Here is a 25,280-nt window from a genome sequence, read left to right as displayed (position 1 = left end):
GCGCATCGGCGTGGCGGATTTCCAGCGAGGTCTTGATCAGCAGCGTCACCAGCCCCAGCAGCGCCAGCAGCGCCGCCATCGAGAAGGCCGCGACGGACAGGTATTCGTTGTAGAGCATCTCGATGGTGATCGGCACCGTCGCGGTCTGGCCGCGGATCTTGCCCGACACCACGGCGACGGCGCCGAATTCGCCCATCGCGCGGGCATTGCACAGCAGGACGCCATAAAGCAGCGCCCAGCGGATGTTGGGCAGGGTCACGGTCCGGAACACCCGCCAGCCGGATGCGCCCAGCGTCAGCGCGGCCTCCTCCTCGGCGCGGCCCTGTTCGATCATCACCGGGATCAGTTCGCGGGCAACGAACGGGAACGTCACGAACATCGTGGCCAGCACGATGCCGGGCAGGGCAAAGACGATGGGAAGGCCATGCGCCACCAACCAGCCCCCGATCAGCGAGTTCGCGCCGAAGGTCAGCACGATGCAGAGGCCCGCCACCACCGGGCTGATCGAGAAGGGCAGGTCGATCAGCGTGATCAGGAAGGCCTTGCCGTGAAAGTCGAACTTTGTGATCACCCAGGCGGCGGCCAGGCCGAAGACTGCGTTCAGCGGCACGGCGATCACCGCGACCAGCAGCGTCAGCCGGATCGCAGACCACGCCTGCGGGTCCGACAGGCTTTCAATCGCCGCGCCGATGCCGCGCGACAGCGCCTCGGCGAAGACGGTGGCCAAGGGGGCCAGCACCAGCGTGCCCATCCCCAGCACCGACAGCAGGATGAGGATCAGGCGGGCCACCGGAGCCTCGTCGGTGGGGGCGCGGAACCTGTGCGGGACCACACCGGGGGTGCGGGCGGACGGGGGAAGGGCGGCGTCAGACATATCCGATCCTCCGGCGGCTCCAGATCTGGATGAGGTTGATGGCCAGCAGCATCGCAAACGAGATCAGCAGCATGGCGATGCCGATCGCGGCGGCGGCGTCATAGTTGTATTCCTCAAGCTGGATCACGATCAGCAGGGGCGCGATCTCGGTCACCAGCGGGATGTTCCCGGCGATGAAGATGACCGATCCGTATTCCCCGACGGCACGCGCCAGCGCGAGCGCGAAGCCCGTCAGCGCCGCGGGCGCCAGCATCGGCAGGATCACGCGGCGCAGCGTGTGCAGGCGGGATGCGCCCAGGGTGGCGGACGCCTCCTCGACCTCGCGGTCGATCTCCTCGATCACCGGCTGCACGGTGCGGGTGACGAAGGGCAGGCCCACAAAGACCAGTGCGATCAGGATGCCCCATTGCGTATAGGCGACCTTGATCCCCAGGCTGGCCAGCACCGACCCGAAGACGCCGTTCGGCGCATAAAGGGCGGTCAGCGCGATGCCCGCGACGGCGGTCGGCAAGGCAAAGGGCAGGTCAACGGCGGCGTCCAGCAGCCGGCGGCCCGGAAAGCGATAGCGGGCCAGCACCCAGGCCAGCATCACCCCGAACACCAGGTTGAACAGCGCCGCCAGGAACGACAGCCGGAACGACAGCCACAGCGCCGCCCAGACCCGGTCCCGGTTCACCGTCTCCCAGATGTTGGCCGGGCCGAAGTCGGCGCCCTTGAGAAGCAGGGCGCCGATGGGCAGCAGCACCACCACCGACAGCATGGTCAGCGTGATCCCCATCGCCAGCCCAAAGCCCGGCATGGGCGAGGGCTGCACCAGGGCGCGCCGTGTCACGCGCCCGGTCATTTCGGCACGTAGATCTGGTCGAAGACGCCACCATCGCCGAAATGCTCGGGCTGCACCTTGGCCCATCCGCCGAAATGGGCGATGTCCACCAGCTCGACCTTCGGAAAACGGGCCACGTCCTCGGGCGCCGCGGCCGAAGCGTCCCAGGCGCGATAGTAATGCTTGTAGGCCAGCGCCTGTCCCTGCGGCGAATACAGGAAGTTCAGATATCCCTCGGCCAGCGCGCGCTGGTCGTCATTGGCGATGTGGGCGTCCACCACCGCGACCGGCGGCTCGGCCAGGACCGAGACCGAGGGGACCACGATGTCGAACTGGTCCTCGCCCAGCTCCTTCAGCGCCAGATAGGCCTCGTTCTCCCACGCCAGCAGCACGTCGCCGATGCCGCGCTGCGCGAATGTCGTGGTCGCGCCCCGCGCGCCCGAATCCAGCACCGGCACGTTCCTGAACAGTTGGCCCACGAACGCCTTGGGGTCCTGTCCGTTGCGTTCCGCCCACGCCCAGGCCGCCAGATAGTTCCAGCGCGCCCCGCCCGAGGTCTTGGGGTTGGGCGTGATCACCTGCACCCCGTCCTTGACCAGATCGCCCCAGTCCGTGATGCCGCTGGGGTTCCCCTCGCGCACGAGGAAAACGATGGTCGAGGTGTAGGGCGAGGAATTGTGCGGCAGCTTCGACTGCCAGTCGGCGGGCAGCTTGCCGGCCTGGGCGATCCGGTCGATGTCGGACGCCAGCGCCAGCGTCACCACCTGCGCGCCCAGCCCCTCGACCACCGAGCGCGCCTGCGCGCCCGAGCCGCCGTGGCTGGTCTCGATCTGTGGCGCGGGGTGGCCCTGCCGGGTCCAATAATCGGCGAAGGCCGCGTTCACGTCGCGGTAAAGCTCGCGCGTCGGATCATAGCTGACGTTCAGCAGCGTCTCGGCCCGGCTTTCGCCGAGGCCCAGCGCCATCGCGGCAAGGATCGCGCCCCAGGTCAGCAGCGGGCGCATCCGCTGCAACGGCGCGAGGATTTCCCCGGTCGTCATGGGAGAGGGGCGGGGGGCGATGGAACCAAGGGTTGGCTGGGTCATCTGATCGTTCCTCATGCACGGGCGACATCGTCGCGTGCATTAATAACGACATATATTATCGTCTATTGCAAGGCAAAATAACGGTTGATCTTGTCGTGATTAAAGGGCCGTCCTGCATAGCCGAGACCGCAGACGGCGCGCCTTGATTTTCAGGCGAAAAGAACACTTCGCCGCATCGTTCGGCGTGCGGCGGGAACGCTGCTGAGACGGCCCGTCAGGGCTCCGCGAAGATCCGGCCGGCCGTCTCTCCCGATTGCATCAGGTCGGCCAGGGTCAGCGAATCGATGATCAGCAGATAGGTCCAGAACACGTCCGCAAAGGTTCGGCGGATGCGGCAGGTTTCCTCGTCGGTGCAGTCGGGACAGCGCTGATAGGCGGTGCGCGACAGGCAGGGCAGGGGCGCCAGCGGCCCGTCGATCAGCCGCAGCAGTTCGGACAGTTTCACCTCGGCCGGGCGCTTGACCAGCACGTATCCCCCCGCACGCCCGCGCCGGGACGCGATGACGCCGGCATCCCGGACCTCCAGCAGGATATGTTCCAGGAACCGCTTGGGCGTGCCTGAGCGTTTGGCGATCTGCTCGATGGGCAGGGGCTGGGGCGACTCGGACGCGGCCTCGTCCGCCAGCACCAGCAGCGCCTTCAGCGCGTACTTCATCTTCTGCGTGATCATGCGCTAGCCCTAGGTGCCCCTTCGCCTGATCGCAAGCGTGGCGGAGCGGGGTGGTGCCGTTCGGACGCGGCGGGTGTCCTGAGCGCGGGGGACGGGCCGCCCCCTGCAACGGCCTGGTCGCGGCCGAATGGCACGCAGCCCCGGGGCGTGGCGCGCTTGCCGCCGCGCATCGGCGCTGGTAAGCGAGCCGCATGAGAGCGTTTGCCGCCACCATCTGCTGCATTACCGTCTGACACGCGACAGGCGGGCCGTTCACGCGTGACATGAACCCCGCCAAAGGGGAACTCATGGTCGAGATCAAGCTGACCAACACCCGGACCCGCAGGAAAGAGCCTTTCGAACCGCTCGATCCGGCCAACGTGCGGATGTATCTGTGCGGGCCGACGGTCTATGACCGCGCCCATCTGGGCAACGCCCGGCCTGTCGTGGTGTTCGACGTGCTGTACCGGCTGCTGCGGCATGTCTATGGCGAGGGTCACGTCACCTATGTCCGCAACTTCACCGACGTCGATGACAAGATCAACGCCGCCGCCCTGGCGCGGCAGCAGGCCGGCGATCCGCGCCCGCTCGAGGCGCTGATCGCCGAACGCACCGCCGAGACGATCGGCTGGTATCACGCCGACATGGACGCGCTGGGCGCGCTGCGGCCTGCGATCCGGGGCGAGGTCAGCGACCTGGCCGAGCCGCGCGCGACGGCCTATATTCCGCAGATGATCGCGATGATTCGCGACCTGATCGCCAAGGGCCACGCCTATGAGGCGCAGGGCCATGTGCTGTTCGACGTGCGGTCCTATCCCGCCTATGGCGCGTTGTCGGGACGGTCGGTCGACGACATGATCGCGGGCGCCCGGGTCGAGGTCGCCCCCTTCAAGCGCGATCCGATGGATTTCGTGCTGTGGAAGCCCTCGGACGCGGACACCCCCGGCTGGGACAGCCCCTGGGGCCGCGGCCGCCCCGGCTGGCACATCGAATGTTCCGCCATGTCCGAGGCGCTGCTGGGCCGGTCCTTCGACATCCACGCCGGCGGCATCGACCTGCAATTCCCCCACCACGAAAACGAGATCGCGCAAAGCTGCTGCGCCCATCCCCACGACGAGTTCGCCCGCGTCTGGCTGCACAACGAGATGCTGCAGGTCGAGGGGAAGAAGATGTCAAAGAGCTTGGGCAATTTCTTCACCGTGCGGGATCTGCTGGATCAGGGCATCCCGGGCGAGGTGATCCGGTATGTGTTCCTGATGACGCATTACCGCAAGCCGATGGACTGGACGGCGGAGAAGGTGCGGGAGGCGGAAGCGACGCTGCGGGAATGGCATACGTTTGTCGAGCATTGCACAACTTCATCGGAGCCGGATTCGGAGTTTCTCGCCGCACTGGCGGACGACCTGAACACGTCAGCAGCAATCTCGCGGCTGCACGTCATGCTGAAAGAAGCAATGACGGAGAGCACTGACCACTTTATAGACCTGAGAGATACCTTTGTGGCTTCTGCGCAGCTATTGGGATTGCTCACCGCCGTGTCAGGATATTGGACAATGCCGACTGCTATCGAAAAAGAAATACGAGAAGCACTCGGCCAAGTTGGCCGAGGACTTCAAGAAGCGCGGCGCGCTCGCGATTATGACCGCGCCGATGCTATTAAGAACAGTCTAATGGGTTTGGGTATTTCGGTCCAACTTGGAAAGGAGACATGCGACTTCAAGTGGACAACGCCACACGACGCTGAATCCGCTCAGAAGCTCCTTTATGCTGTCGGAAACATCCTGCGAACTGTGCGATGACGTCCCGCCTCACCCTCTACGACACCACACTCCGCGACGGGCAGCAAACCCAGGGCGTCCAGTTCTCGGCCGCCGAAAAGACCGAAATCGCCCGGATGCTTGATGCGCTGGGGGTCGATTACATCGAGGGCGGCTGGCCGGGGGCGAATCCGACCGACAGCGACTTCTTTGCCGCGGCCCCGCGGACCCGCGCGACCATGACCGCCTTTGGCATGACCAAGCGGGCCGGACGCTCGGCCGACAATGACGAGGTGCTGGCCGCCGTCCTGAACGCCGGCACGCGGGCCGTCTGCCTGGTCGGCAAGGCGCATGACTATCACGTGCGCGAGGCGCTGGGCATCACGCTGGACGAGAACCTGGACAACATCGCCGCCTCGGTGGCCCATGTCGTGGCGCAGGGGCGCGAGGCGATCTTCGACGCCGAGCATTTCTTCGACGGCCATGCCGCGAACCCCGACTATGCGCTGGCCTGCCTGCGCGCGGCGCGGGATGCGGGCGCGCGCTGGATCGTGCTGTGCGACACCAACGGGGGCACGCTGCCCGACCGGATCGGCCAGACGACCGCGCAGGTGATCGCCGCAGGCATACCGGGCGACCGGCTGGGCATCCACACCCATGACGACACCGGAAACGCCGTCGCCGGGACGCTGGCCGCAGTGGCCGCGGGCGCGCGACAGGTGCAGGGCACCCTGAACGGCCTGGGCGAACGCTGCGGCAACGCCAGCCTGACGACGCTGATCCCGACCCTGCTGCTGAAGGAACCGTTCCGCTCGACCCTGACCACCGGCATCACCCCGCAGGCGCTGGCTGACCTGACACGCCTGTCGCGGCGGCTGGACGAGATCCTGAACCGGGTCCCCGACCGTGCCGCACCCTATGTCGGCGCCTCGGCCTTTGCCCACAAGGCGGGGCTGCACGCCAGCGCCATCCTGAAAGCGCCCGAGACCTATGAGCATGTGGACCCCGCGGCCGTCGGCAACGCCCGCGTCATTCCCATGTCCAACCAGGCCGGCCAGTCGAACCTGCGCGCCCGGCTGGCAAGTGCCGGCATCGCCGTCGAGCCCGGCGATCCCGCGCTGGCGCGTATCCTGACGACGGTGAAAGAGCGCGAGGATCAGGGCTATGCCTATGACAGCGCGCCAGCCTCGTTCGAACTGCTGGCCCGCGCCGAACTGGGCCAGATGCCCGCCTTTTTCGAGGTCGAGCGTTACCGCGTCACCGTCGAGCGGCGGGTGAACGCCGCCGGCCGCCGCATCTCGGTGTCCGAGGCGGTGGTCGTCGCCCGCGTGGGCGACGCCCGCGTGATGTCGGTCAGCGACAGCGTGGGCGAGCAGGGCAACGACGCAGGCCCCGTGCACGCGCTGTGGGGGGCGCTGGCCAAGGACCTGGGCCCGTGGCAGGCGTCCATCGACGACATGGCGCTGACCGACTTCCGGGTCCGCATCGTCGGCGCCGGCACGGACGCGGTGACGCGCGTCACCATCGATTCCGTCGATGGGGCCGGCACCGTGTGGTCCACGGTCGGCGTGTCGCCCAACATCGTGGACGCAAGCTTCGAGGCGCTGGTCGAGGCGATCCGCTGGAAGCTGATCCGGGACGCCGCCGCATGAACGTCGAGGCGCTGGTCGATACGCTGCGGCGGGGCGATCCCGACCGGCTGGCGATGGCACTGATGGCGCCGCGTGCGTCGCGGGCGCGGCTGGTCACGCTCTATGCGCTGAACCTGGAACTGGCACGCACGGCGCTGGGTGCGCGCGATCCGCTGATCGCGGAAATCCGGGTGCAATGGTGGGTGGACCAGCTGGCGGGGCTGGCGGACCGCCCCCCTCCACCGCACGAGCTGCTGACGCCGCTGTGGGACGCGTGGGGTGCCGCCGCCGCGCGCTTTGCCGCGCTGGCCGAGGCGCGCCGGCGCGACGCCGAGCGACGCGGCTTTGCCGAGGCGGACGAGGTTGCCCGCTATGCCGCCGACACCGGGGGTGCGGTGATGGGCTGGGCTGCCGCGGAACTGGGCGGGCAGGGGCCTGCCGTCGCGGCGCAAGGCCAGGGTGCCGCCATCGTGGCCTGGTTGCGGGCCGAGCCGGCGCTGTCGGCCCTTGGCCTGTCGTGGGCGCGCCCCGATCCCGCGCAGGGCGCCGCACTGGCAGCCCTGGGCCGGGCGGCACTGGCCCGGGCCGCGGCCGCCCGGCGGTCTGTCGCACGGCAGGCAGCGCCCGTGCTGTTCGCGGGCGTTCAGCCGCTGCGAGTTCTGGATGCGGCAGCCGCCGGGCTGACCCCCGCATCCCCGTCCGAGTTCGCCCGGCGCGCGGCATTGGCGCGCCTGGCGCTTTCCGGCAGGTGGTGGGTCAGGCCCCTCGTGACACGTTCGGGCACGCTGCGCGGTCGTCCGGCCTGACAAGCCGTGGATGCGGCGTTTCGATCCCCGCGGCCTTCGGCACAGGACTGCTCAGGCCGCGGCGGTGTAGCCGGACACCATCAATCGGTCGCGGCCGCTGCTCTTGGCCCGCCTCAGCGCCCTGTCCGCCCGCTCCAGCAACTCGGCCGAGTCGATCTCTCCGGCCGTGCTGGCGATCCCGGCCGACAGCGTCACGTGCAGCGATCCTCCACCCGTCACGTCCGGCAGAGACACCGCGTGCTGCCCCACGGCAGAGCGCATCCGCTGCGCCACGGCGACGGCCGTCTTGCAATCGGCGCCGGGGATCACGGCCAGGAACTCCTCGCCCCCGAACCGCGCCACGAACCCTGGCCGCGGCAACTCGGACCGCAGCCGTTCGGCCACGACGGCCAGAACGGCGTCGCCTGCGACATGGCCGTGCCGGTCGTTGACCGACTTGAACCGGTCGATATCCATCAGCACCACGCCGACGCCATCGCCGGCTGCGCCACGCCGGCACAGCGCCTCCAGCCGGGGCAGGGCGAACCGTCGGTTGGGCAGCCCGGTCAGCGCATCGAACCGCGCCAGCGCGCGCTCGCGGTCGGCGGTTGCACGGCGGTCATCGGCGATCCGCTTTCGGGTCAGCAGCGCGGCGATGCTCAGCGCGGCCTCCTCGGCCAGTTCGTCAGGGGACCCCGGTTGGCCGAGCAGGCCCGACAGGACCTCGCCCGCGCCAAGGTCCAGCGCGACCGTTGCCATGTCCCCCCCCTCGGGGCGCAGCATGACGACAAAGCCCGCGTTGCAGGACAGGGGCCGCGATCGCAGTTCGGACAGCAGCCGCAGCCCGTCGCCCGGCCGTGCAAGGTCGGCGGCGATCAGATAGATGTCGGGAACATGTCCCAGCGCGGCGTCCGCCAGTGCGCGATCCGGCTCGCCCAGAATCAACTGGGCGGGCAGGCGCGGCGACAGCGCCTGCCGCCACAACCGCGCCGTCGCGGACCCATCGGCGATCAGCATCACCTGTGCGATCTGGCGAACGGGACCGGGCGCCCCGAGGAACGCGGCCTGCGCCTCGGCAAGGCCGGGCACCGGAACCGGGGCACGTCCATGCGACAGCCCGTCGCGCAACAGGCCGCGGATTCGCGCCAGCAGCGTCAGGTCGTCGGACTGCGGGTCCAGCACCGCGGCGGCGCCCGCACGCAGCGCCGCGACCCGCTGGGCGGCCGGCGCCATCATGACGACGGGAATGCTTTCACCCGCAGTTGCCGCGATCATCCGGCACAGGGCGACGGCCGTCATGTCCATGGGCTCGCCCCCGATGACCACGAGGTCGGGGCTGATGCGAGTCAGGCAGGCCATGGCCTCGGCGCCCGATCGCGCGGTCAGCGTGTCATAGCAAGCCGCGCTCAGCCGCACCTTCAGGGTGATGCGGCTGGTGGTCGCGCGATCCACCACAAGAATCTGTCCCGCCATCCGACACCTGTTCGCTTCCACCCCGGGCTGTGCCAGCATGGCGCGCAATGATTAACAAATGGTTTTCAACTCCCCAGATCGCCGCCTCTGTTGCGGCATTCCGCTGAAGGTACCCATGACCGACTGGACCCGCGCCACCGAGATCGCCCACGCGATCCTGCTGCACCTTGCCGACGACCCTGAGCTGATCGCCCAGCTCTGCACCGAGACGGGCCTTGACCCGGCCGACCTGCGCGCCACCACAGGCGACGCGGGGTTCGTTGCCGCGATGTTGGACTTCATCGCGGCCGACGACCGCCGCCTGCTCGACTTTGCCGCCTCGCAGGGCGTGGCCCCCGAGACGATCGCGCGGCTTCGGCAGGCCGTCGAGGCCGGTTTCGTGCATCCGTAAGCGGAATCTTAACCTCTCGGGTGCTAGGTCCCGGCCCAGAGGGGAACGGTGATGCATGGCATGATCAACCGCGCGATCGAGGATTTCGTCCGCGATGCCTATGGCGAGGGTGCCTGGCTGGCGGTGGCGGCCGCGACGGGCAGCGATTCGCGCGGGTTTCGCCTGCTGCACGATTATCCCGACGACCTGACCCGGGCGCTGCTGGCCGAGGCGGGCGCCCCCATGGGCAAGACCGGCCCCGAGCTGGCCGAGGATCTTGGCGCGTGGCTTGCCGCGCAATCCGGCCTGCGACGGTTGCTGCGCTTTGCGGGCAGCGACTTCAGCGAGTTCGTGCTGTCGCTGGTCGAACTGCCCGGCCGGTTAAGGATGGTGATCCCGGGGTTGGACCTGCCGCCCGTCCAGGTCGAGCTTGAGGGGGAGGACTATCGCATCCGCATTGCCAGCGCCGACCCGCTGTGGCTGCACGCGGTGGCCGGGATGCTGCAGGCGATGGCCGACGACTATGGCGTGCTGGCGGTGCTGGCGCTGGACCGTGACGGGCTGCGGCTGTCGGTGCCGCTGTCGGCCTATACCGAGGGGCGGCCCTTTTCGATCAGCGATCCGGCGGTGGGTGCGGCATGATCCCGGTGGCGGACATCGCGGCCATGCTGGGGCGGTTGATGCCCATGCACCTGTGGCTGGATTGCGGCGGCGCGATCAGGTCCGCCGGTCCGACCCTGCGCAAGCTGATCGGCAAGGCGGCGCAGTTCGACGACGCGTTCGAGGCGATCGGCGGGACCAGCGCCAGCCGGTCCGTGGCCCGGCTTGGCTCGGCGGACCGGCTGTTCCTGCGCCTGAGGTCGGCGCCCCAGACGGTCCTGCGCGGACGCGGCGCGATGCTGTCGGCGGACGGCACGGGCGGCGGCGCGCTGATCAACCTGGGCTTCGGCATCGGCCTGTCGGATGGCGTGCACCGCTTCGGGCTGACCGACCAGGACTTTGCCCCGGCCGATCTGGCGATGGAGCTGCTGTTTCTCAGCCAGGCCAACGCCGCCATGATGGGCGAGCTGTCGCGCTTCAACCTTCGGCTGGAGGAGGCGCGTGTCGCCGCCGAGGCGCAGGCCCTTACCGATCCGCTGACCGGCGTGTTCAACCGCCGCGGGCTGACCATGGCCATCGAAGCGGCCCTGCTGGGCGCCGGTGCGCCGGCCGATCCGGGCTTTGCCCTGCTGCACATCGACCTGGACCTGTTCAAGGCGGTCAACGACTGCCACGGCCATGCGGCGGGCGACACGATGCTGAAGGCTGTCGCGTCCAAGCTGTCGGCCGAGACGCGGCTGTGCGACAGCGTGGCCCGGATGGGAGGGGACGAATTCGTCCTGCTGCTGCCCGGACTGACCGACCCGGTCGGCCTGATGCGGCTGGCCCGCCGCATCATCGAACGCATCGAGGAACCGGTCCGCATCGGCGACGCGGACTGCCGCGTGTCGGCCAGTGTCGGGGCTGCGATCTCGACGGGTTATGACACCATCGACGCGCAGCGCATGCAGCGCGACGCGGACGCCGCGCTCTACGCCGCCAAGGCCAACGGGCGCGGCGGGGCGGTGCTGGCAGGGCCAGGGCGCCCGCAGGTGCCGGCGTGACCACCGCGCGGCAGGCCGGGGCAGCGCGAACCCCAACCCGGCGGGCCGGTCCGGGTCAGGTGGTCCCAGGACGGTCAGGGGACAGGACAGGACTTCGATCAGCAACTCGGTCCGGCGAGCCCCGCGGCAGGGCGCCGCGCCGCGGATGTGGCGCTCGTGCGGATGCATCCCCAGGGTTCTCGGATCGGTGCCGCTGCGACAGGGCCAGATCGGCGCGAACCCGGACACTGACCCGTGGAACAGCCGCAAGGGGACACACAGGCTGCGCTCCGCCGACCGGAACTCCCGGGATCAACGCCTCACTGCAGCGCTGGAGGCACGTAAAAGCTTAACTTCATTGATGAATTGGTGGAGCCAAGGGGAGATGCTACGGGGTTGCGATTTGTTATGAAACATCAATGTCTAACGCGAATATGGCGCTGTCAACGATACAGTTCTCTGTAACACCTCACCTCGGATGTTTTCCGACATAGGTCCGAAGGCCCACATCAGATAGAGGAAACGGGCAGCTTCCCCCGGTGGCCCTGACTGGTGCGGATGATGATGGTCTGCCCCGATCACAGGCAGCATAGGCCCTCGTGACTGAACCCGGCCAGCCCAGCGCCTGTCATGTGCCCACAGGGTATGCCCTAGCGGGCAGTTGGGATGGCACCAGATAGGGTGCCAACAAGGGTTGACTTCAGTCTGTTGGCAGGTGTGTCTGTGGACACCACCCTTGTTGGCAGGAGATTGCCCCATGTCCCGAACCGTCCTCTACGCCCGTGTCTCGACCACGGACCAGACCATTGCCCACCAGAAGGCGCAGGCCGAGGCGTCAGGCTTCACCATCGACGAGGTGATAGCCGATGAGGGGGTGTCCGGTATCAGCACGGCACTGCGGGACAGGCCCGAGGGGAAGCGGCTCTTCGACAAGCTGCGCCATGGTGACACGCTGGTGGTCCGCTGGGTGGATCGTCTGGGCAGGAACTACCAGGACGTGACGGACACGATCAGGGAGTTCATGCGGCGGGGCATCGTGGTCAGGACCGTGATCAATGGCCTGACCTTCGACGGTGCCACTACAGACCCCATGCAGCAGGCCGTGAGGGACGCCCTCATAGGCTTCATGGCAGCCACGGCACAGGCACAGGCCGAGGCGACCAAGGAGGCTCAGAAGGCTGGCATAGCGCACCATCGTGCAACTGACCCAAGCAAGTACCGTGGCAGGAAGCCCAGCTACACCCGTGAGCAACTGGACCTGATGCGGGACATGATGGGCCAGGGGGCAGGGGCATCTGCCATCGCCAAGGCTACGGGACTGACACGTCCCACGGTGCAGCGGATCAGGGATGATCTGGCAGGGGCTGAGGTCGTCTTGGCGAGGTGGGGGGGCTGACGGGCAAGCACTTGCATGCCAGTGAGGTGTGACATTTTCATCACAGGTGTGGTGGTGGATAATGCCGTTTCGCCCCCCATCAAGGAGCCTGAACGATGAACTCCCTCACCACCTTCGCCTTCAACGGCAACGACATCCGCATCATCGACCGTGATGGTAGCCCTTGGTTCGCCGTGGCTGACGTCTGCCGCATCCTCGGTATCTCGAACACCTCGGACGCCACGAATTATCTCGATCTGATCGAGGTAAGTCGCCTGAAGCTGACCACCGGGCGCGGCCCGTCGAACCTGATCATCAGCGAGAGCGGCCTCTACAAGCTGATCCTCCGCAGCGACAAGGCCGAGGCCAAGCCGTTTCAGGACTGGGTGACCAAGGTCGTCCTGCCGTCGATCCGCAAGGATGGTGGCTACGTCGCTGGCGAGGAGAAGCTGGCGACCGGAGAGATGAGCGAGGACGAGTTCATCCTCCGCGCCATGACCATGATGCACCGCAAGGCCCATACCTTATCTTGTGTTCTGTGCCCTCTGAAACCACAAGATGATGTGCCTGGGCAGGATGAGGCCGTGGGGGTAAATAAGTGATGAAAAGCGCTTACAGATCAATGGCTTGGATTGCCACCCCCCTTTAGAGGGAACCTGAACATCTCACCATCACCTGCACCTCCGACCCTGCACAGGGATGAAGCTGCACCTGAAGGCTCCCCTGAAGCTGCACCTGACGATGCCAGTCATCGTGGTCTGACCATCATCATCGCCCTAGTGGTCTTCCCCCAGCGCCGCTGGCGCGGCTGATCATCAGGGATGAAGCTGCACCCGATGATGCCAGTCATCATGGTCTGACCCCCATCATCTCCCGTGGTCTTGGCCTTGATCATCGGCCCGGCAGTGCCAGCCGTCGTGACCGGACAATCATCAGTGCCCTGGCGGTCCTCCCCCGATCATCAGGCTGAAGCTGTACCTGACGATGCCAGCCATCGTGGTCTGACCCCCATCATCTCCCGTGGTCTTGGTCTATGTTGGTCGGCAGTCATGACGAGGATGACTCTCCGGGACTCTGGGAGGCCACCTACAGGCCCGCTGAGGCCTCCCCTGCCGAAAGGTAGCAGATATGAAGGGTGAGTCTGTAGCACCCCTCCCAGCGCCTCCAGGGGTTTTCCCTTCATGGCGGATGTTCTGGTAGGAAGGTCAGACTGGCAGTGCCAGCCGTCATGCCCAGACCATCATCATCTCCCTAGTCCTCCCCCCCCCCAGCGCCGCTGGCGCGGCTGATCATCAGGCTGAAGCTGCACCTGACGATGCCAGTCATCATGGTCTGACCCCTCATTGCCCCTCGGTCTTCACCCAGCGCCAGCGGCGCGGCTGATCCTGGGCGCTGGTGGGGTGGCTGGTGATGACAGTCACCATCATCCAACCCCGTCCTTGCCCATCCACCATGCTGAAGCCCTCAGCGACTCTGGGAGGCCACCTACAGACTCACTAGGGGTCTTCCCTATGCGACCTAGCCGAGATGAGGGGCGAGTCTGTAGCGCCCCTCCCAGCGCCTCTACGGGGCTTCCTTCAGGGCAGATGTTCTGATGGGGAACCCGTGAAGGCAGTTCAGGTAAGAGGGTCTTGGCAGCTTCCCCCGGTCCATGCCCCCTACTCGGGACGATAGCGGGGGAGGGCTGACCAATCCACGGCTGGATAACGGATGGTCTGAAGGGCATCGTTGAGGTCGGTCAGGTCATAACCCTCCCCGCCATAAGCCCCACCAACACCCCCTTCCTCACGCCCTGCAATGGCTTCCCGATGACCGGGGAACATCTTGGCATGACGACAAGCGTCCTGAAAGTTGTGACGCAGGCTGTGGAAGGCGGTCTTCTCGGTCTTGATGCCGATCTTCTCCATGTAGGGTGAGAAGAACTTGGTCACGTTGTGCGAGTGGTATCCATTGGCTCCCACCTTCAGGTCAGGGAAGATGCGGTCTTCGGGGCGGTACCGCTTCCTGCGATCATCGACCAAGTCCATGAAGCCCAGCGCCTTCAGTTGATCGTGGATCGGCACCTTCCTGCGGCCAGCCCTGGTCTTCACCCGCTTGCCTTCGGTATCGGCTATGACGTGCAGGTAATCCACGCCGTCCTCGTGCTTGATGTCTGCCAACAGAAGCTGCCCAATCTCGTTCGATCTGGCTCCTGACCACAGGCTGATGAGGGGCAGCCAGAACTTCCAGTGACCGGATATGACCACGTTGCCCGGCTGGGATGCAAAGCGTTCGGATCGACATGACCGCCAGACGGGGCTGCTGAAAAGGGTGGTCAGGTGGCCGGTCGTGATGGGGTCCCGTTTGTCCTGATCGCGGATTGGGTCCTTGAGGCGAAGACCATCCACAGGGTCACGGACCTCCTCTGCCGTGTTGGCCTTGGCCCATTTGAAGAACGATCCAACACGAGCCATGGCCTTGTTGTAGTTGGCAATGGACATGGCTTCCATGCCCAACGCCTCGGCCTTGCCCGCAGCATCGACGATGGACAGGCCACGAATCTCCTTCACCTTCGAGATGTTCGGCGGCAGCTTCATCAGCACGGCCTTGAAGCGAAGCCCATCGGCCTTGCCATACTCGGTCAGGGGCTTGTCGCCTGCAACTTCGGTGAAGACAGACAGCCAATGACGGTGGTCATCCTGGGCCTTATTGGACCAGTCGGCGCGAGACTTCTCCGCGATCCACTCCTTGACCTTCTCAGACAGCAAGGGGGCTGATGCGCTGGGCGCTGACGGGTCTTCAGGTGTCGGGATAACGTCGCCCTGCTGCCTGCGCTGGACGGCTGCTGTGGCCTCAATGACGGCTTCCTGAAGGGCACGGATCAGGCGGCGACGTGATGGCGAGGACGGCGACAGGCGAAGGTCAAGGCCATCCCACGACAGCACCTCATCGACCTCGGCTTCCCAGAACACATCACTCTGGCCCCGTGCGTACTGATGCCGGGCGTCCTGCCCCCAGCCTTCGGCTTTCTGACCATGTTCATCAAAGGTCGGGAGGGGGTCTTCCGGCAGTGGGCCGATGACCCGGCCATCATCGTCCAGTTCAACAAAGCCAGCCAGCCTGATCTCCTCATCCTCTTCCAGCAGGTGCTGGTAGTAAGCGGTCTTGGCTGCGGCGATCTGGGCAGGTGTCAGGTCGTCAAGGATGGCCGAGCGTTCAAGGGCGATCCTGCGGCGATGCTCGGCAAAGCGTTCGTCCACCTGAACGGCAGCCACGCGAACCAGACGCAGGGCTTGGGCACGATCCTTGGTCTTCAGCGAGAAGGTTTCCTCAGCCTTCGGGTAGCTGTCCTTGATGTCCACTGGGATCGCGGCACGGTGGTAATACATGGCCCCGCGTCGGGCCAGTCGGGTGTGTCCAGTCACGGCTTCAAGCCTTGTCACTGTAACACCTCGCCGGGGCAATCCACCGATTTTCCCCAGTGATTGCAGGATCTTCCTGCGAAATCAAGCTGCTGAGATGATCTGGTGGAGCCAAGGGGAGTCGAACCCCTGACCTCTTGAATGCCATTCAAGCGCTCTACCAACTGAGCTATGGCCCCACCGGAGGTCCGGGCTGCTTTGTCTGCCGCCCGCGTGGGGGGTCGTATAGGGGCAGGTGCAGGGGGGCGCAAGCGGAAAAAATCAGGGCGGCCGGGGCGCAGCAGGCCGGGTTGGGCGTGGCCGGTGTTCGGGTGTGGGGCGCCGGCGCGGCCCATGAAAAAAGGGGCCGCGCCGGCCCCTTTCTGCATCAGCGATGGTCCGCGATCATTCGTCGTCCGGTTCGGCCACATCGGCGATGTCGTCCAGCGAGACGTCGCCATCGTCGGTGTCGTCGTCCAGCAGGTCGTCATCCAGATCGCCGGCCTCGGCGCCGTCGTCCAGATCCTCGTCGTCGATCACCTCGTCGGTCTCGGCGACGCGGGCGGCGGCCTTGTCAGCGATCATGGCGCGGCCGCGGGCGGTGGTCAGGCTTTCAGCGGTGAACTCGGACCCGCAGGACGGACAGGTCATGGGGTCGCGCCGCAGGTCGTAAAATCGCGCGGTGCAGTGGGGGCAAAGGCGCTTGGTGCCCCATTCCTCTTTGGGCATGGTGTTCTCTTTCCGCACAGGGTCAGGTAAATCCGGTGTCCCCTGCCACAGCGTGTCAGGGCTGTAAAGCGGATTGCGGCAGCGGCGCGGCAGGGAGGCTGGCGGATGGACGGGCAGGGCAACGGCGTCGTGGTGGCGGGTGGGTTGGCCGTCACGGTGCGCCGGTCCGCGCGAACGCGGCGCATCACGCTGCGGGTGTCGCGGGCCGACCACGGGGTGATGCTGACCCTGCCTGCGCGCCTGCCGCTTGCCCAGGGGATGGCGTTCCTGCAGGCGCGGGAAGGCTGGCTGCACAAGGCGGTCGCAGCGCTGCCGCCGCCCTTGCTGGTCCGGCCGGGGTCGGTCATTCCGGTCGGTGGGGCCGATCTGGTCGTCACCCCGGCGTCCGTGCGCGCGCCGCGGGTCGAGGGCCGTGCGCTGCTGGTTCCCGCCGGCCGCCCCCCCGGGCCCGTGGTCGAGGCCTTTCTGAAACATCTCGCGCGGTCCCAGGTGCTGGACGCCTGCGACCGGCACGCCGCCGCGCTGGGGCGCCGCTTTGCGGCGGTCACGCTGCGCGACACCCGGTCGCGCTGGGGCAGTTGCACCGGCGACGGCCGCCTGATGTTCTCGTGGCGGCTGGCGATGGCCCCTGTTCCCGTGCTGGATTATGTCGCGGCGCACGAGGTCGCGCATCTGGCGCATATGGATCATTCGCCTGCGTTCTGGACGGCGGTCGGGCGGCTGATGCCCGAGTATGCCGAACGCCGCGCGTGGCTGCGCCGGCACGGCGGGGCGTTGCAGGCGTGGCGGTTCCGCGCGCCTGTCCCTGCGTCCGGCTCCGCGCAGGCTTGACCGGACGGGGCATTGTGATCACAGCATCCCGGATGCCCCTGTCCCCTGCCGCACAGTCTGCCCCGCAACCGGCCGCGCACGAACGGCTGTATCGCGCCCTGCGCAGCCGGATCATGCTTGGCGAGCTGCCGCCGGGCAAGGCGCTGACCCTGCGCGGCCTTGCGGCCGAGCACCGCGTCAGCATGACCCCCGCGCGCGAGGCGGTGCGGCGGCTGGTGGCCGAAGGGGCGCTGACGCTGTCTGCGTCCGGGCGGGTCGCCACGCCGGCGCTGTCGGTGGATCGCCTCGAGGAGCTGGCCGCCCTGCGCGCCCTGATCGAACCGGAACTGGCCGCCCGTGCCTTGCCGCGCGCGCATTTCGCGCTGATCGACCGGCTGGCCGCGATCAACGCCGCGATCGGGGATGCTGCGCAGAACCGCGACGCGGTGGGGTATATCCGATCGAACCTGGAATTTCACCGCACGCTGTATCTGCGCGCCCAGGCGCCGGCGATGCTGGCGATGCTGGAGACGATCTGGCTGCAACTGGGCCCGACCATGCGCGCGGTCTATCAGCGCAGTCGGCGCAACGAGCCGCCGCGCCATCACCGCATGATTCTGGCGGCCCTACGCGCCGGCGACGAACCGGCCCTGCGGCTGGCCGTGCGGACCGACGTGACGCAGGGCCTGCGCCACCTGGCCGCGGACGGCGGGCCATAGCGCCGCGAACGTCGCTCAGACCTCTTCGATGCGCAGCTCGACCGGCTCGCCGGTGATGACGCCGGTGCGCGGAAGGGCCTCGATGGCGTGGTCGATGGCTTCGGGCGTGGTCTTGTGGGTGACGATCAGCACCGGCGCCTCTCCGGCGGCATGGCCATACTGGCGCATCCGGTCGATCGAGATGCCGCTGTCTCCCAGGACCGTTGCGACCTTGGCCAGCGCGCCCGGTTTGTCGGCCAGCATCAGGCGCAGGTAATAGGCGGCGGGCACAGCCGTGCGGGCCGCCTGCGGCCGGGCCAGCGTCACGGCGGGCTGGCCAAAGACCGGCAGGCGCACGCCCCGGGCGATCTCGACGATGTCGGACATCACCGCGCTGGCGGTCGGACCCGCCCCCGCGCCCGCGCCGCGCAGCACGATCTGGCCCACGGCGTCGCCCTCGATCACCACCATGTTGGTTCCGCCTTCCAGTTGCCCCAGCGGGCTGTCGGCGGGCACCAGACAGGGCGACATCCGCTGTTCCAAGCCCCGCGCGGTCATCTGCGCCACGCCCAGCAGCTTGATGCGATACCCCATGTCGGCGGCGCGGTTGATGTCGTCGATGCTGACGCGCTCGATCCCCTCGATCTCGACGGCGTCAAAGGCGGGCTGGGTGCCAAAGGCCAGCGCGGCCAGGATCGACAGCTTGTGGCCGGCGTCGATGCCGCCCACGTCCAGCGTCGGGTCGGCTTCCAGATAGCCAAGCTGGCGCGCCTCCTCGAACACGGTGTCATAGGGCAGGCCGGCCGATTGCATCCGCGTCAGGATATAGTTGCAGGTGCCGTTCATCACCCCCATGACGCGCCTGATGCGGTTGCCGGCCATGCTTTCCGTGATCGTCTTGATGACGGGGATGCCGCCGGCGACCGCGGCCTCGAACCGGATCACACGGCCCGCGGCTTCGGCGGTCTCGGCCAGGGCCTGCCCGTGCATCGCCAGCAGCGCCTTGTTGGCGGTCACCACGTCCTTGCCGGTCGCCAGCGCGATCTCGATCGCGTCCCGGGCGACGCCTTCGTCGCCGCCGATCAGCTCGACGAACACGTCGATGTCGTCGCGCGCCGCCAGCTCGCGCGCGCCCTCGGCCCATTCGTACATCGACAGATCCGCGTCGCGGTTCTTGTGGCGGTCGCGCGCGCAGATGGCGGTGATCTGCACCGGGCGCCCGGCGCGCAGTGCGATCAGGTCGGCGTGGAACTGGATGATCTTGACGACGCCAATCCCGACGGTGCCAAGACCGGCAATGCCGAGACGCAGGGGGGCGGACATGAGAGCCTCACTCACAGGGTTCGCGCGGTGTTAGACCGTGATGCCTGCGGATTGCAACGTCACAACCACCGGCGCGTGTGCCGCGACCACGCGCTGAAGGCCGTCGGGTATCGTTCCGCCAGCCAGGCCTCCTCGCGCCCAATGAAGCGGCGGTTGGCTATGGCAACGAACAGCGCCACCAGCCCCAGCGCCAGCGGCGCCGCGGCGACCAGGGCGATGCCGGCCAGAACGACGGCGGCGCCCAGATAGATCGGGTTGCGCGACCAGGCGAAGATCCCGTGGGTGACAAGCGTGGTCGGCGGCCGCGTGGGATCGACCGTCGCGCCCGCCCGTCGCATCGTCCGGCCCGCCATGACGATCAGGCCCAGCCCCACCCCGATCAGCAGCGATCCGACCTGCCCGCCCCAGGGCACCGGCATGGGGGCCACCCGCCCCGCCAGACCGGCCAGGGCGGCGAACAGCGCGACCCAGGCCATCGGATAATCGGCGATCCGCCGCATCATTCCCCCGCTGGCCATGTGCTGCCCTCCTCGATGGCATGGATGACGCGGGCGGCGCGGCGGGCGCTGTCCAGCGTCATCGCCCGGATGGCGCGCAGGTCCTCGACCGCGAGAGTGCCGTCGAAGACCTCGCCCGCGGTGTTCATGAACGCCGGTTGCCAGTCCCCCCTGGCCAGCGGCTTCCACGCCGCATGGCACAACAGGTTGCGCCAGCCCTTCACCTCGTCAAGCTGCGCCTTCAGGTCTTGGTCGGGATGCCGCGCGCGGGTCAGGGCGCGGTCCAGCCGGTCGATCAGCGTGCCCAGCGAATCCGCCGCCACGTGATCCATCCGGCCCAGCCAGGCACGGAAATCCCGTTCGTGGATATTGCCGTCCAGCCCCGCGCGTTCCAGCGCAAAGATCGCGCGCTTCAGCATGTCCTCCAGATGGCCGAAGCCGGCGATCGTCAGCCCCAGTTCGGCCGCCATGTCGGCCGGCAGCGGATGCCACCGCGCGGGGCCGACGCCTATTCGCGCCACAGCCGTTCGACCCAGTCGGCCGGGCGCAGATAATGGCGCAGGTGCCGGGGCAGGCTTTCGCGGCGGCGGCCGTCGAAGGCCGCGCGCAGATGGGCGGCGGGCGGTCGGGCAACGTCCTCCTCGCTCCACCGGCCGGCGATGGCGTCGGGGGGATTGAGGCTGCCTGCGAAGATCACGATCCGTGCGCCGGGGGGGATGCGGGGCGGCTGCCAGTAGCGGGCGGGAAAGGGGGGCACGCAGTCGGCGCGGAAATGGACGACCCAGCCCTTGGGCCAGAACGTGACGCCGCCCGGTGCGCGCCGGGTGACGAATCGCTGCTCGAAGCGGTATTCGTCGGCCACCCTCTGCGGATCGGCGCGGAAGATGTCCTGCAGGGGCGCAAGCTTGCCCACCCGCATCCGATAGACCGAGGTCTGGCCCAGCTTTTCAAACGGCTTGATCCGCTTGGGGTTGGTCGCCAGCACCGTGTCATCGGGTCTGCCGAAGCTGAAGAACACGTCCAGATGCCCGACGATCACCACGTCCAGGTCCATGAACAGGACCGTTCCGGTCACATCCCCCAGATCGCCCCACAGCCGCGACTTGGGCCATTTGCCCAGGGTATTCTTCGGCGGCTCGTATTCGAATCGGGGCAGGGGGCGGACCACGACGTCGGGGTGCAGCCCCGCGCCATCGTCGGTGAAGCAGATCAGCCGGAATGGGGGCGTGATGTTGCGCGCGATCATCCCGCGCAGGCGGTTGACGTACTCGGGGCCGAATTTGGTGCCCCATTTGATGCAGATGATCTGCTTGATCGCGCCGCTCATGGAGGAAGTGGTGGCATGGTGCGCCTGCTACGGCAAGCGGGAGACGAGGGCGGCTGTCCCCGCTTACTCAGGAAAAGATCAGCAGGGGAGAAGACTACTCCGGGACAAACTTGATTCTGGCTGCACGCACGATCTGGATCATCCGCCCGATGTCGGTCGATGCGAGCGTCTGCGTGAGTTTTTCCTGAACTCCGAACAACATCGTTTCGAACTTCAGCACGCGGATCGGATTGCCGTCCATCGCTTCACGGAACGGGGGGTCTGGCCGGAACTTGACGTTGTGCCGGACGAAATAACCACGGTGCGACAGGTATTCGGCAACGATCTGTTCGAGGATGTCTTCCTTCAAGGGTCGGCCCTCCCGATGGAAGTGCAGCGGCGGCCTGGCAAGGCCGCCGCTGGTCCACCTCAGCCGCGCCGTTCCCGCACGATCTGCAGGATCTCGCGCGCGGCGGCGGGGATGTTCGTGCCGGGGCCGAAGATCGCGGCCACGCCCGCGTCGCGCAGGAAGGCATAATCCTGCTGGGGAATCACGCCGCCGCAGATGACGATGATGTCGCCGGCCCCTTGGGCCTTCAGCGCCTCGATCAGCTTCGGCGCCAGCGTCTTGTGTCCTGCCGCCTGAGAGGAAATGCCGATGATATGGACGTCGTTGTCGATGGCGTCCTGCGCCGCTTCCTCGGGGGTCTGGAACAGCGGCCCCACGTCCACGTCAAAGCCGATGTCGGCGAAGGCCGTGGCGATCACCTTGGCGCCGCGGTCGTGGCCGTCCTGGCCCATCTTGACGACCAGCATCCGGGGGCGGCGGCCTTCCTCCTCGGCAAAGGTTTCGACATCGCGCTGGATCTGGGCGAAGCCCTCGTCGCCCTCGTAGGCCGCGCCATAGACGCCGGCCAGCGTCCGCACCTCGGCCCGGTGGCGGCCAAAGGTCTTTTCCATCGCCATGCTGATTTCCCCTACGGTTGCGCGCGCGCGGGCGGCCTCGACCGCCGCCTCCAGCAGGTTGCCACCCTCGCGCGCGCGGCGTTCGACTTCGGCCAGCGCCGCATCGCAGGCCGACTGGTCGCGCGTGGCGCGGATGCGCTCCAGCCGCTCGATCTGGCTTGCGCGCACCGCCATGTTGTCGATGTCGAGGATGTCGATCGGGTCTTCCTTGTCCTTGCGGTACTTGTTGACGCCGACGATCACCTCTTCGCCGCGGTCGATCATCGCCTGCCGCCGGGCCGCCGTCTCTTCGATGCGCAGCTTGGGCTGGCCGGAGGCGACGGCCTTGGTCATGCCGCCCATCGCCTCGACCTCCTCGATGATGGCCCAGGCTTTTTCGGCCAGTTCGGCGGTCAGGCTTTCGACGTAATAGGACCCGGCCAGCGGATCGACGACATGGGTAATGCCGGTTTCCTCCTGCAGGATCAGCTGGGTGTTGCGGGCGATGCGGGCGCTGAATTCGGTGGGCAGCGCGATCGCCTCGTCCAGCGCGTTGGTGTGCAGCGACTGGGTGCCGCCCAGCACGGCGCTCATCGCCTCATAGGCGGTGCGGATCACGTTGTTGTAGGGGTCCTGTTCCTGCAAGCTGACGCCCGAGGTCTGGCAATGCGTCCGCAGCATCAGGCTGGACGGCTTTTTCGCGCCGAAGTCGGTCATGATGCGGTGCCACAGCAGGCGCGCGGCGCGCAGCTTGGCGGCCTCCATGAAGAAGTTCATGCCGATGGCGAAAAAGAACGACAGCCGCCCGGCGAAATCGTCCACGTCCATGCCCGCGGCGATCGCGGCACGGACATATTCGCGCCCGTCGGCCAGCGTATAGGCCAGTTCCTGCACCAGGTTCGCGCCCGCTTCCTGCATGTGATAGCCGGAAATCGAGATCGAGTTGAACTTAGGCATCTGGGCCGAGGTGTAGCCGATGATGTCCGCAATGATCCGCATGCTGGGTTCAGGCGGATAGATATAGGTGTTGCGGACCATGAACTCCTTGAGGATGTCGTTCTGGATGGTCCCCGACAGGACCGACCGGTCGTGCCCCTGCTCCTCGCCCGCGACGATGAAATTGGCCAGGATCGGGATCACGGCGCCGTTCATCGTCATGCTGACCGACACCTTGTCCAGCGGGATGCCGTCGAACAGGATCTTCATGTCCTCGACGCTGTCGATGGCGACACCCGCCTTGCCCACGTCGCCCTCGACCCGCGGATGGTCGCTGTCATAGCCGCGGTGGGTCGCCAGGTCGAAGGCCACCGACACGCCCTGCTGCCCCGCCGCAAGGTTGCGACGATAGAAGGCGTTCGATTCCTCGGCGGTCGAAAACCCCGCGTACTGCCGGATGGTCCAGGGGCGGCCCGCATACATCGTCGCCCGCGGCCCGCGGGTAAAGGGGGCAATGCCCGGCAGGCTGCCCATGTGGTCCAGTTCGGCGGTGTCCGCCTCGGTGTACAGCGGCTTGACGGCGATCCCTTCAAGCGTCTGCCAGGTCAGCGTGGCGGGGTCCTTGCCGCGCAGTTCCTTTGAGGCCAGGGCGCGCCATTGGTCGAGCTTCTGGGAATGGGTCATGGCTGGGTCCTTTCGGATGGAACTTGCGTGGCTATATTCAGGGACATGATGACGGAACGATCAACATGGCGGGCGACCGCACGGGCGGGGTGCGTGGCGGCGGCTGTGCTCTGGATGGGCATAGGCGCGATTTGGGCGATGGGGGCGGCCACCCCGCCGCCCGGACCCGTGGCGCTGCCCGAGGAGGGACGCCGCGCGCCCGCCCGCGGCATCGCGCCTGCCTCGCCGCCCCCCGATCCGTTGAGCCAGGCGTCTGCCGGGCTGGCGCTGGCCGATGCGGCCGAGGTGACGCCGGACGATCTGCGGTTTCGGGCGCGGCCGGTGATCGTCTTTGCCGACACGCCCGAGGACGCGTCGTTTTCCGCGCAGATGGCGCTGCTTGCGCGCGATCCCGCGACGCTGGCCGCCCGCGACGTGCAGGTGATCGTGGACACCGATCCGGCCTCGGGCAGCGCGTGGCGGACGATCCTGCGTCCACGAGGGTTCTCGCTGGTCGTGCTGGACAAGCAGGGTATGGTGATCGAGCGCCGGCCGACGCCGTGGGACACGCGCGAAATCGGCCGTGCCATTGACAAGACGCCCGAGCGGCGGGCCGAGGTGGCGCGCGGCGGGCGATAGCGGCGGCAGTTGATCGCGTGGTGCATCGCCCCTATGTTCGGTGCACAAGGCGCGCCATGCGCGCCGCAGATCCGGGGGATCGCGATGGCCAAGGACACCACTGCGCGCAAGATCACGCCGCCGCCGCCGCCCAAGCCAGCCGGGCGTCGCGGGTCGACCGAAGACCTGGTCGAGCGGCTGCTGAACGCGCGCAACTCCAACGAGATCGCGGCTGTGGCCGGCTTGCCCCCCATCATCGGCCTCTCGGGTCCGAAGATCGCCTATTGAGACCGGCGCGCAGCTGCGCCAGTTCCGTCGGCAGGGTGGCCGCGATACGCTCCGCCTCGCGGTGGCTGGCTGCGGCGATCAGGGCCTCGACCGCCTCGCCCCCGCCCTCCAGGCCCGCCGTCAGCACGATCATCGCGCGGCGTCCGGTCGTCAGCGTTTCGTCGTTCAGCGTCAGATAATCGCGGAACATCTCGGTCGCGCGCTCGGGGTGGTCCTTGGCGTTGGCCCGGATGTCCTGCGCCAGCGCGGCGCGCACGGCCAGCAGCCGATAATAGCGCACCACCGGATCGATCGCCCATTCGGGCAGGATGTGCACGTCCTCGACAATGGCGCGAAAGATGCGGTCGTTGGCGTCATGGGGCAGGATCGGCACGTGCCGCCCCTGCGCCAGCCGCGCCACCATCGCCTCGCGCGCATCGGGGTCGTCTAGCGTCTGGCTCTCCAGCGCGGCGACATGGGCGCGGATCTCGGCCAGCAGCGCGCGCTGGATGTCGGTCACGCGTTCGTCGCGCAACTGGCGGTCGCGCCTGCGCGACAGCGCGTGCGTCCAGAACCACCCGGCCGCCACCACGCCGCCGCCGACAAGGGCGGTGACGAGGGCCGCGGCGACCCGGTCGTTCAGGAACAGCGCGCGCACGTCCAA

At 67.6% G+C, this 25,280-nt stretch carries 26 protein-coding genes and 1 tRNA gene; 12 read left to right on the top strand and 15 right to left on the bottom strand.

What is annotated here, in order from left to right:
* The 4 genes from cysW to DPQ23_RS13435 form a co-directional block, all read right to left on the bottom strand.
* Nucleotides 1-874 (bottom strand): sulfate ABC transporter permease subunit CysW (gene cysW, locus DPQ23_RS13450; RefSeq protein WP_112875305.1); only part of this gene is annotated, 874 nt, incomplete at its 3' end.
* Nucleotides 867-1,673, bottom strand: a complete 807-nt coding sequence (cysT, locus tag DPQ23_RS13445) for a sulfate ABC transporter permease subunit CysT (RefSeq protein ID WP_420818591.1) — start codon at nucleotides 1,671-1,673, stop codon at nucleotides 867-869. The genes cysW and cysT, both read right to left, overlap by 8 nt.
* Before the next feature lie 41 nt (nucleotides 1,674-1,714).
* Nucleotides 1,715-2,701: a sulfate ABC transporter substrate-binding protein gene (locus DPQ23_RS13440; RefSeq protein ID WP_112875303.1), complete on the bottom strand. Its 987-nt coding sequence runs from the start codon at nucleotides 2,699-2,701 to the stop codon at nucleotides 1,715-1,717.
* 295 nt (nucleotides 2,702-2,996) lie between these two features.
* Nucleotides 2,997-3,452: an Rrf2 family transcriptional regulator gene (locus DPQ23_RS13435; RefSeq protein WP_112875302.1), complete on the bottom strand. Its 456-nt coding sequence runs from the start codon at nucleotides 3,450-3,452 to the stop codon at nucleotides 2,997-2,999.
* Nucleotides 3,453-3,739: 287 nt separating this feature from the next.
* Between DPQ23_RS13435 and cysS the strand changes: the two genes are divergently transcribed.
* From cysS to DPQ23_RS13420, 3 genes are read left to right on the top strand one after another with little or no spacing between them, the layout of a single operon-like run.
* Nucleotides 3,740-5,230 (top strand): cysteine--tRNA ligase, encoded by a 1,491-nt coding sequence (gene cysS / locus DPQ23_RS13430; RefSeq protein ID WP_112875301.1) that lies wholly within the window; start codon nucleotides 3,740-3,742, stop codon nucleotides 5,228-5,230.
* On the top strand, nucleotides 5,227-6,840 hold the full coding sequence (gene cimA / locus DPQ23_RS13425; RefSeq protein WP_112875300.1) for a citramalate synthase: 1,614 nt from the start codon (nucleotides 5,227-5,229) through the stop codon (nucleotides 6,838-6,840). Before cysS ends, cimA begins: the two co-directional genes overlap by 4 nt.
* A complete protein-coding gene (locus DPQ23_RS13420; RefSeq protein WP_112875299.1) occupies nucleotides 6,837-7,625 on the top strand; it encodes a squalene/phytoene synthase family protein in 789 nt (262 codons plus the stop codon). Before cimA ends, DPQ23_RS13420 begins: the two co-directional genes overlap by 4 nt.
* A 51-nt stretch (nucleotides 7,626-7,676) precedes the next feature.
* Here DPQ23_RS13420 and DPQ23_RS13415 read toward each other — a convergent pair whose 3' ends face one another.
* On the bottom strand, nucleotides 7,677-9,077 hold the full coding sequence (locus tag DPQ23_RS13415; RefSeq protein ID WP_112875298.1) for a diguanylate cyclase: 1,401 nt from the start codon (nucleotides 9,075-9,077) through the stop codon (nucleotides 7,677-7,679).
* Between the two features lie 115 nt (nucleotides 9,078-9,192).
* Here DPQ23_RS13415 and DPQ23_RS13410 point away from each other — a divergent pair, with 115 nt between their 5' ends.
* The 5 genes from DPQ23_RS13410 (at nucleotide 9,193) to DPQ23_RS13390 (ending at nucleotide 13,046) form a co-directional block, all read left to right on the top strand.
* Nucleotides 9,193-9,468, top strand: coding sequence for a DUF3572 family protein (locus DPQ23_RS13410; protein ID WP_162630745.1), 276 nt, complete (start codon nucleotides 9,193-9,195; stop codon nucleotides 9,466-9,468).
* A 51-nt stretch (nucleotides 9,469-9,519) separates the two neighbouring features.
* Nucleotides 9,520-10,089 carry a heme NO-binding domain-containing protein gene (locus DPQ23_RS13405; protein WP_112875296.1) on the top strand — a complete coding sequence of 190 codons (570 nt, stop codon included), beginning with the start codon at nucleotides 9,520-9,522 and terminating at the stop codon, nucleotides 10,087-10,089.
* Nucleotides 10,086-11,090 (top strand): GGDEF domain-containing protein, encoded by a 1,005-nt coding sequence (locus DPQ23_RS13400; protein ID WP_112875295.1) that lies wholly within the window; start codon nucleotides 10,086-10,088, stop codon nucleotides 11,088-11,090. The genes DPQ23_RS13405 and DPQ23_RS13400 overlap by 4 nt, the downstream gene beginning before the upstream one ends.
* 736 nt (nucleotides 11,091-11,826) lie before the next feature.
* Nucleotides 11,827-12,465, top strand: a complete 639-nt coding sequence (locus tag DPQ23_RS13395) for a recombinase family protein (protein WP_112875294.1) — start codon at nucleotides 11,827-11,829, stop codon at nucleotides 12,463-12,465.
* Nucleotides 12,466-12,560: 95 nt separating this feature from the next.
* On the top strand, nucleotides 12,561-13,046 hold the full coding sequence (locus DPQ23_RS13390; RefSeq protein ID WP_112875293.1) for a BRO-N domain-containing protein: 486 nt from the start codon (nucleotides 12,561-12,563) through the stop codon (nucleotides 13,044-13,046).
* A 1,056-nt stretch (nucleotides 13,047-14,102) separates the two neighbouring features.
* Here the strand turns inward: DPQ23_RS13390 and DPQ23_RS13385 are convergent.
* The 3 genes from DPQ23_RS13385 to DPQ23_RS13375 form a co-directional block, all read right to left on the bottom strand.
* Nucleotides 14,103-15,848: a DUF6538 domain-containing protein gene (locus tag DPQ23_RS13385; RefSeq protein ID WP_338067058.1), complete on the bottom strand. Its 1,746-nt coding sequence runs from the start codon at nucleotides 15,846-15,848 to the stop codon at nucleotides 14,103-14,105.
* Nucleotides 15,849-15,948: 100 nt separating this feature from the next.
* Nucleotides 15,949-16,024, bottom strand: a tRNA-Ala gene (locus tag DPQ23_RS13380).
* A gap of 205 nt (nucleotides 16,025-16,229) precedes the next feature.
* Nucleotides 16,230-16,553, bottom strand: a complete 324-nt coding sequence (locus DPQ23_RS13375; RefSeq protein WP_112875291.1) for a TIGR02300 family protein — start codon at nucleotides 16,551-16,553, stop codon at nucleotides 16,230-16,232.
* A gap of 105 nt (nucleotides 16,554-16,658) precedes the next feature.
* On the opposite strand from DPQ23_RS13375, the gene DPQ23_RS13370 reads away from it, so the two are divergent.
* The gene (locus tag DPQ23_RS13370) at nucleotides 16,659-17,384 is read left to right on the top strand and encodes a M48 family metallopeptidase (protein WP_112875290.1); all 726 of its coding nucleotides are present in this window, start codon (nucleotides 16,659-16,661) and stop codon (nucleotides 17,382-17,384) included.
* 32 nt (nucleotides 17,385-17,416) lie between these two features.
* A complete protein-coding gene (locus DPQ23_RS13365; protein WP_112875289.1) occupies nucleotides 17,417-18,082 on the top strand; it encodes a GntR family transcriptional regulator in 666 nt (221 codons plus the stop codon).
* Between the two features lie 15 nt (nucleotides 18,083-18,097).
* Here DPQ23_RS13365 and DPQ23_RS13360 read toward each other — a convergent pair whose 3' ends face one another.
* The 6 genes from DPQ23_RS13360 to scpA form a co-directional block, all read right to left on the bottom strand.
* The gene (locus DPQ23_RS13360) at nucleotides 18,098-19,384 is read right to left on the bottom strand and encodes a homoserine dehydrogenase (RefSeq protein WP_112875288.1); all 1,287 of its coding nucleotides are present in this window, start codon (nucleotides 19,382-19,384) and stop codon (nucleotides 18,098-18,100) included.
* 59 nt (nucleotides 19,385-19,443) lie between these two features.
* Nucleotides 19,444-19,902, bottom strand: coding sequence for a methyltransferase family protein (locus DPQ23_RS13355; RefSeq protein WP_112875287.1), 459 nt, complete (start codon nucleotides 19,900-19,902; stop codon nucleotides 19,444-19,446).
* Entirely contained in the window at nucleotides 19,884-20,351 is a 468-nt protein-coding gene (locus DPQ23_RS13350; RefSeq protein ID WP_112875286.1) for a hypothetical protein, read from the bottom strand. Before DPQ23_RS13350 ends, DPQ23_RS13355 begins: the two co-directional genes overlap by 19 nt.
* Nucleotides 20,352-20,389: 38 nt before the next feature.
* Nucleotides 20,390-21,208, bottom strand: coding sequence for a glycosyl transferase (locus DPQ23_RS13345; protein WP_112875285.1), 819 nt, complete (start codon nucleotides 21,206-21,208; stop codon nucleotides 20,390-20,392).
* Nucleotides 21,209-21,302: 94 nt separating this feature from the next.
* On the bottom strand, nucleotides 21,303-21,557 hold the full coding sequence (locus DPQ23_RS13340) for a hypothetical protein (RefSeq protein WP_112875284.1): 255 nt from the start codon (nucleotides 21,555-21,557) through the stop codon (nucleotides 21,303-21,305).
* Nucleotides 21,558-21,616: 59 nt separating this feature from the next.
* Nucleotides 21,617-23,752 (bottom strand): methylmalonyl-CoA mutase, encoded by a 2,136-nt coding sequence (gene scpA / locus DPQ23_RS13335; RefSeq protein ID WP_112875283.1) that lies wholly within the window; start codon nucleotides 23,750-23,752, stop codon nucleotides 21,617-21,619.
* Between the two features lie 138 nt (nucleotides 23,753-23,890).
* Between scpA and DPQ23_RS13330 the strand changes: the two genes are divergently transcribed.
* Nucleotides 23,891-24,370, top strand: coding sequence for a DUF4174 domain-containing protein (locus tag DPQ23_RS13330; RefSeq protein WP_112875282.1), 480 nt, complete (start codon nucleotides 23,891-23,893; stop codon nucleotides 24,368-24,370).
* 84 nt (nucleotides 24,371-24,454) lie between these two features.
* Nucleotides 24,455-24,637 carry a hypothetical protein gene (locus DPQ23_RS13325; RefSeq protein WP_112875281.1) on the top strand — a complete coding sequence of 61 codons (183 nt, stop codon included), beginning with the start codon at nucleotides 24,455-24,457 and terminating at the stop codon, nucleotides 24,635-24,637.
* On the opposite strand, the gene DPQ23_RS13320 is transcribed toward DPQ23_RS13325, so the two are convergent.
* Nucleotides 24,603-25,274: a hypothetical protein gene (locus tag DPQ23_RS13320; RefSeq protein ID WP_162630744.1), complete on the bottom strand. Its 672-nt coding sequence runs from the start codon at nucleotides 25,272-25,274 to the stop codon at nucleotides 24,603-24,605. The two genes, DPQ23_RS13325 and DPQ23_RS13320, sit on opposite strands and share 35 nt — an antisense overlap.
* Between the last annotated feature and the right edge of the window lie 6 nt (nucleotides 25,275-25,280).

This window comes from Paracoccus endophyticus (assembly GCF_003286075.1).
In the GTDB taxonomy this organism is placed as follows: domain Bacteria; phylum Pseudomonadota; class Alphaproteobacteria; order Rhodobacterales; family Rhodobacteraceae; genus Paracoccus; species Paracoccus endophyticus.
Note: the sequence above shows the minus strand (reverse complement) of the source record. Positions and strands in the feature narration are given on the sequence as shown.

Coding starts and splice junctions, on each gene's coding strand:
- cysT (WP_420818591.1), bottom strand. CDS start 1,673: ATGCCGGGCTTTGGGCTGGCGATGGGGATCACGCTGACCATGCTGTCG.
- DPQ23_RS13440 (WP_112875303.1), bottom strand. CDS start 2,701: ATGCGCCCGCTGCTGACCTGGGGCGCGATCCTTGCCGCGATGGCGCTG.
- DPQ23_RS13435 (WP_112875302.1), bottom strand. CDS start 3,452: ATGATCACGCAGAAGATGAAGTACGCGCTGAAGGCGCTGCTGGTGCTG.
- cysS (WP_112875301.1), top strand. CDS start 3,740: ATGGTCGAGATCAAGCTGACCAACACCCGGACCCGCAGGAAAGAGCCT.
- cimA (WP_112875300.1), top strand. CDS start 5,227: ATGACGTCCCGCCTCACCCTCTACGACACCACACTCCGCGACGGGCAG.
- DPQ23_RS13420 (WP_112875299.1), top strand. CDS start 6,837: ATGAACGTCGAGGCGCTGGTCGATACGCTGCGGCGGGGCGATCCCGAC.
- DPQ23_RS13415 (WP_112875298.1), bottom strand. CDS start 9,077: ATGGCGGGACAGATTCTTGTGGTGGATCGCGCGACCACCAGCCGCATC.
- DPQ23_RS13410 (WP_162630745.1), top strand. CDS start 9,193: ATGACCGACTGGACCCGCGCCACCGAGATCGCCCACGCGATCCTGCTG.
- DPQ23_RS13405 (WP_112875296.1), top strand. CDS start 9,520: ATGCATGGCATGATCAACCGCGCGATCGAGGATTTCGTCCGCGATGCC.
- DPQ23_RS13400 (WP_112875295.1), top strand. CDS start 10,086: ATGATCCCGGTGGCGGACATCGCGGCCATGCTGGGGCGGTTGATGCCC.
- DPQ23_RS13395 (WP_112875294.1), top strand. CDS start 11,827: ATGTCCCGAACCGTCCTCTACGCCCGTGTCTCGACCACGGACCAGACC.
- DPQ23_RS13390 (WP_112875293.1), top strand. CDS start 12,561: ATGAACTCCCTCACCACCTTCGCCTTCAACGGCAACGACATCCGCATC.
- DPQ23_RS13375 (WP_112875291.1), bottom strand. CDS start 16,553: ATGCCCAAAGAGGAATGGGGCACCAAGCGCCTTTGCCCCCACTGCACC.
- DPQ23_RS13370 (WP_112875290.1), top strand. CDS start 16,659: ATGGACGGGCAGGGCAACGGCGTCGTGGTGGCGGGTGGGTTGGCCGTC.
- DPQ23_RS13365 (WP_112875289.1), top strand. CDS start 17,417: ATGCCCCTGTCCCCTGCCGCACAGTCTGCCCCGCAACCGGCCGCGCAC.
- DPQ23_RS13360 (WP_112875288.1), bottom strand. CDS start 19,384: ATGTCCGCCCCCCTGCGTCTCGGCATTGCCGGTCTTGGCACCGTCGGG.
- DPQ23_RS13355 (WP_112875287.1), bottom strand. CDS start 19,902: ATGGCCAGCGGGGGAATGATGCGGCGGATCGCCGATTATCCGATGGCC.
- DPQ23_RS13350 (WP_112875286.1), bottom strand. CDS start 20,351: ATGGCGGCCGAACTGGGGCTGACGATCGCCGGCTTCGGCCATCTGGAG.
- DPQ23_RS13345 (WP_112875285.1), bottom strand. CDS start 21,208: ATGAGCGGCGCGATCAAGCAGATCATCTGCATCAAATGGGGCACCAAA.
- scpA (WP_112875283.1), bottom strand. CDS start 23,752: ATGACCCATTCCCAGAAGCTCGACCAATGGCGCGCCCTGGCCTCAAAG.
- DPQ23_RS13330 (WP_112875282.1), top strand. CDS start 23,891: ATGGGGGCGGCCACCCCGCCGCCCGGACCCGTGGCGCTGCCCGAGGAG.
- DPQ23_RS13325 (WP_112875281.1), top strand. CDS start 24,455: ATGGCCAAGGACACCACTGCGCGCAAGATCACGCCGCCGCCGCCGCCC.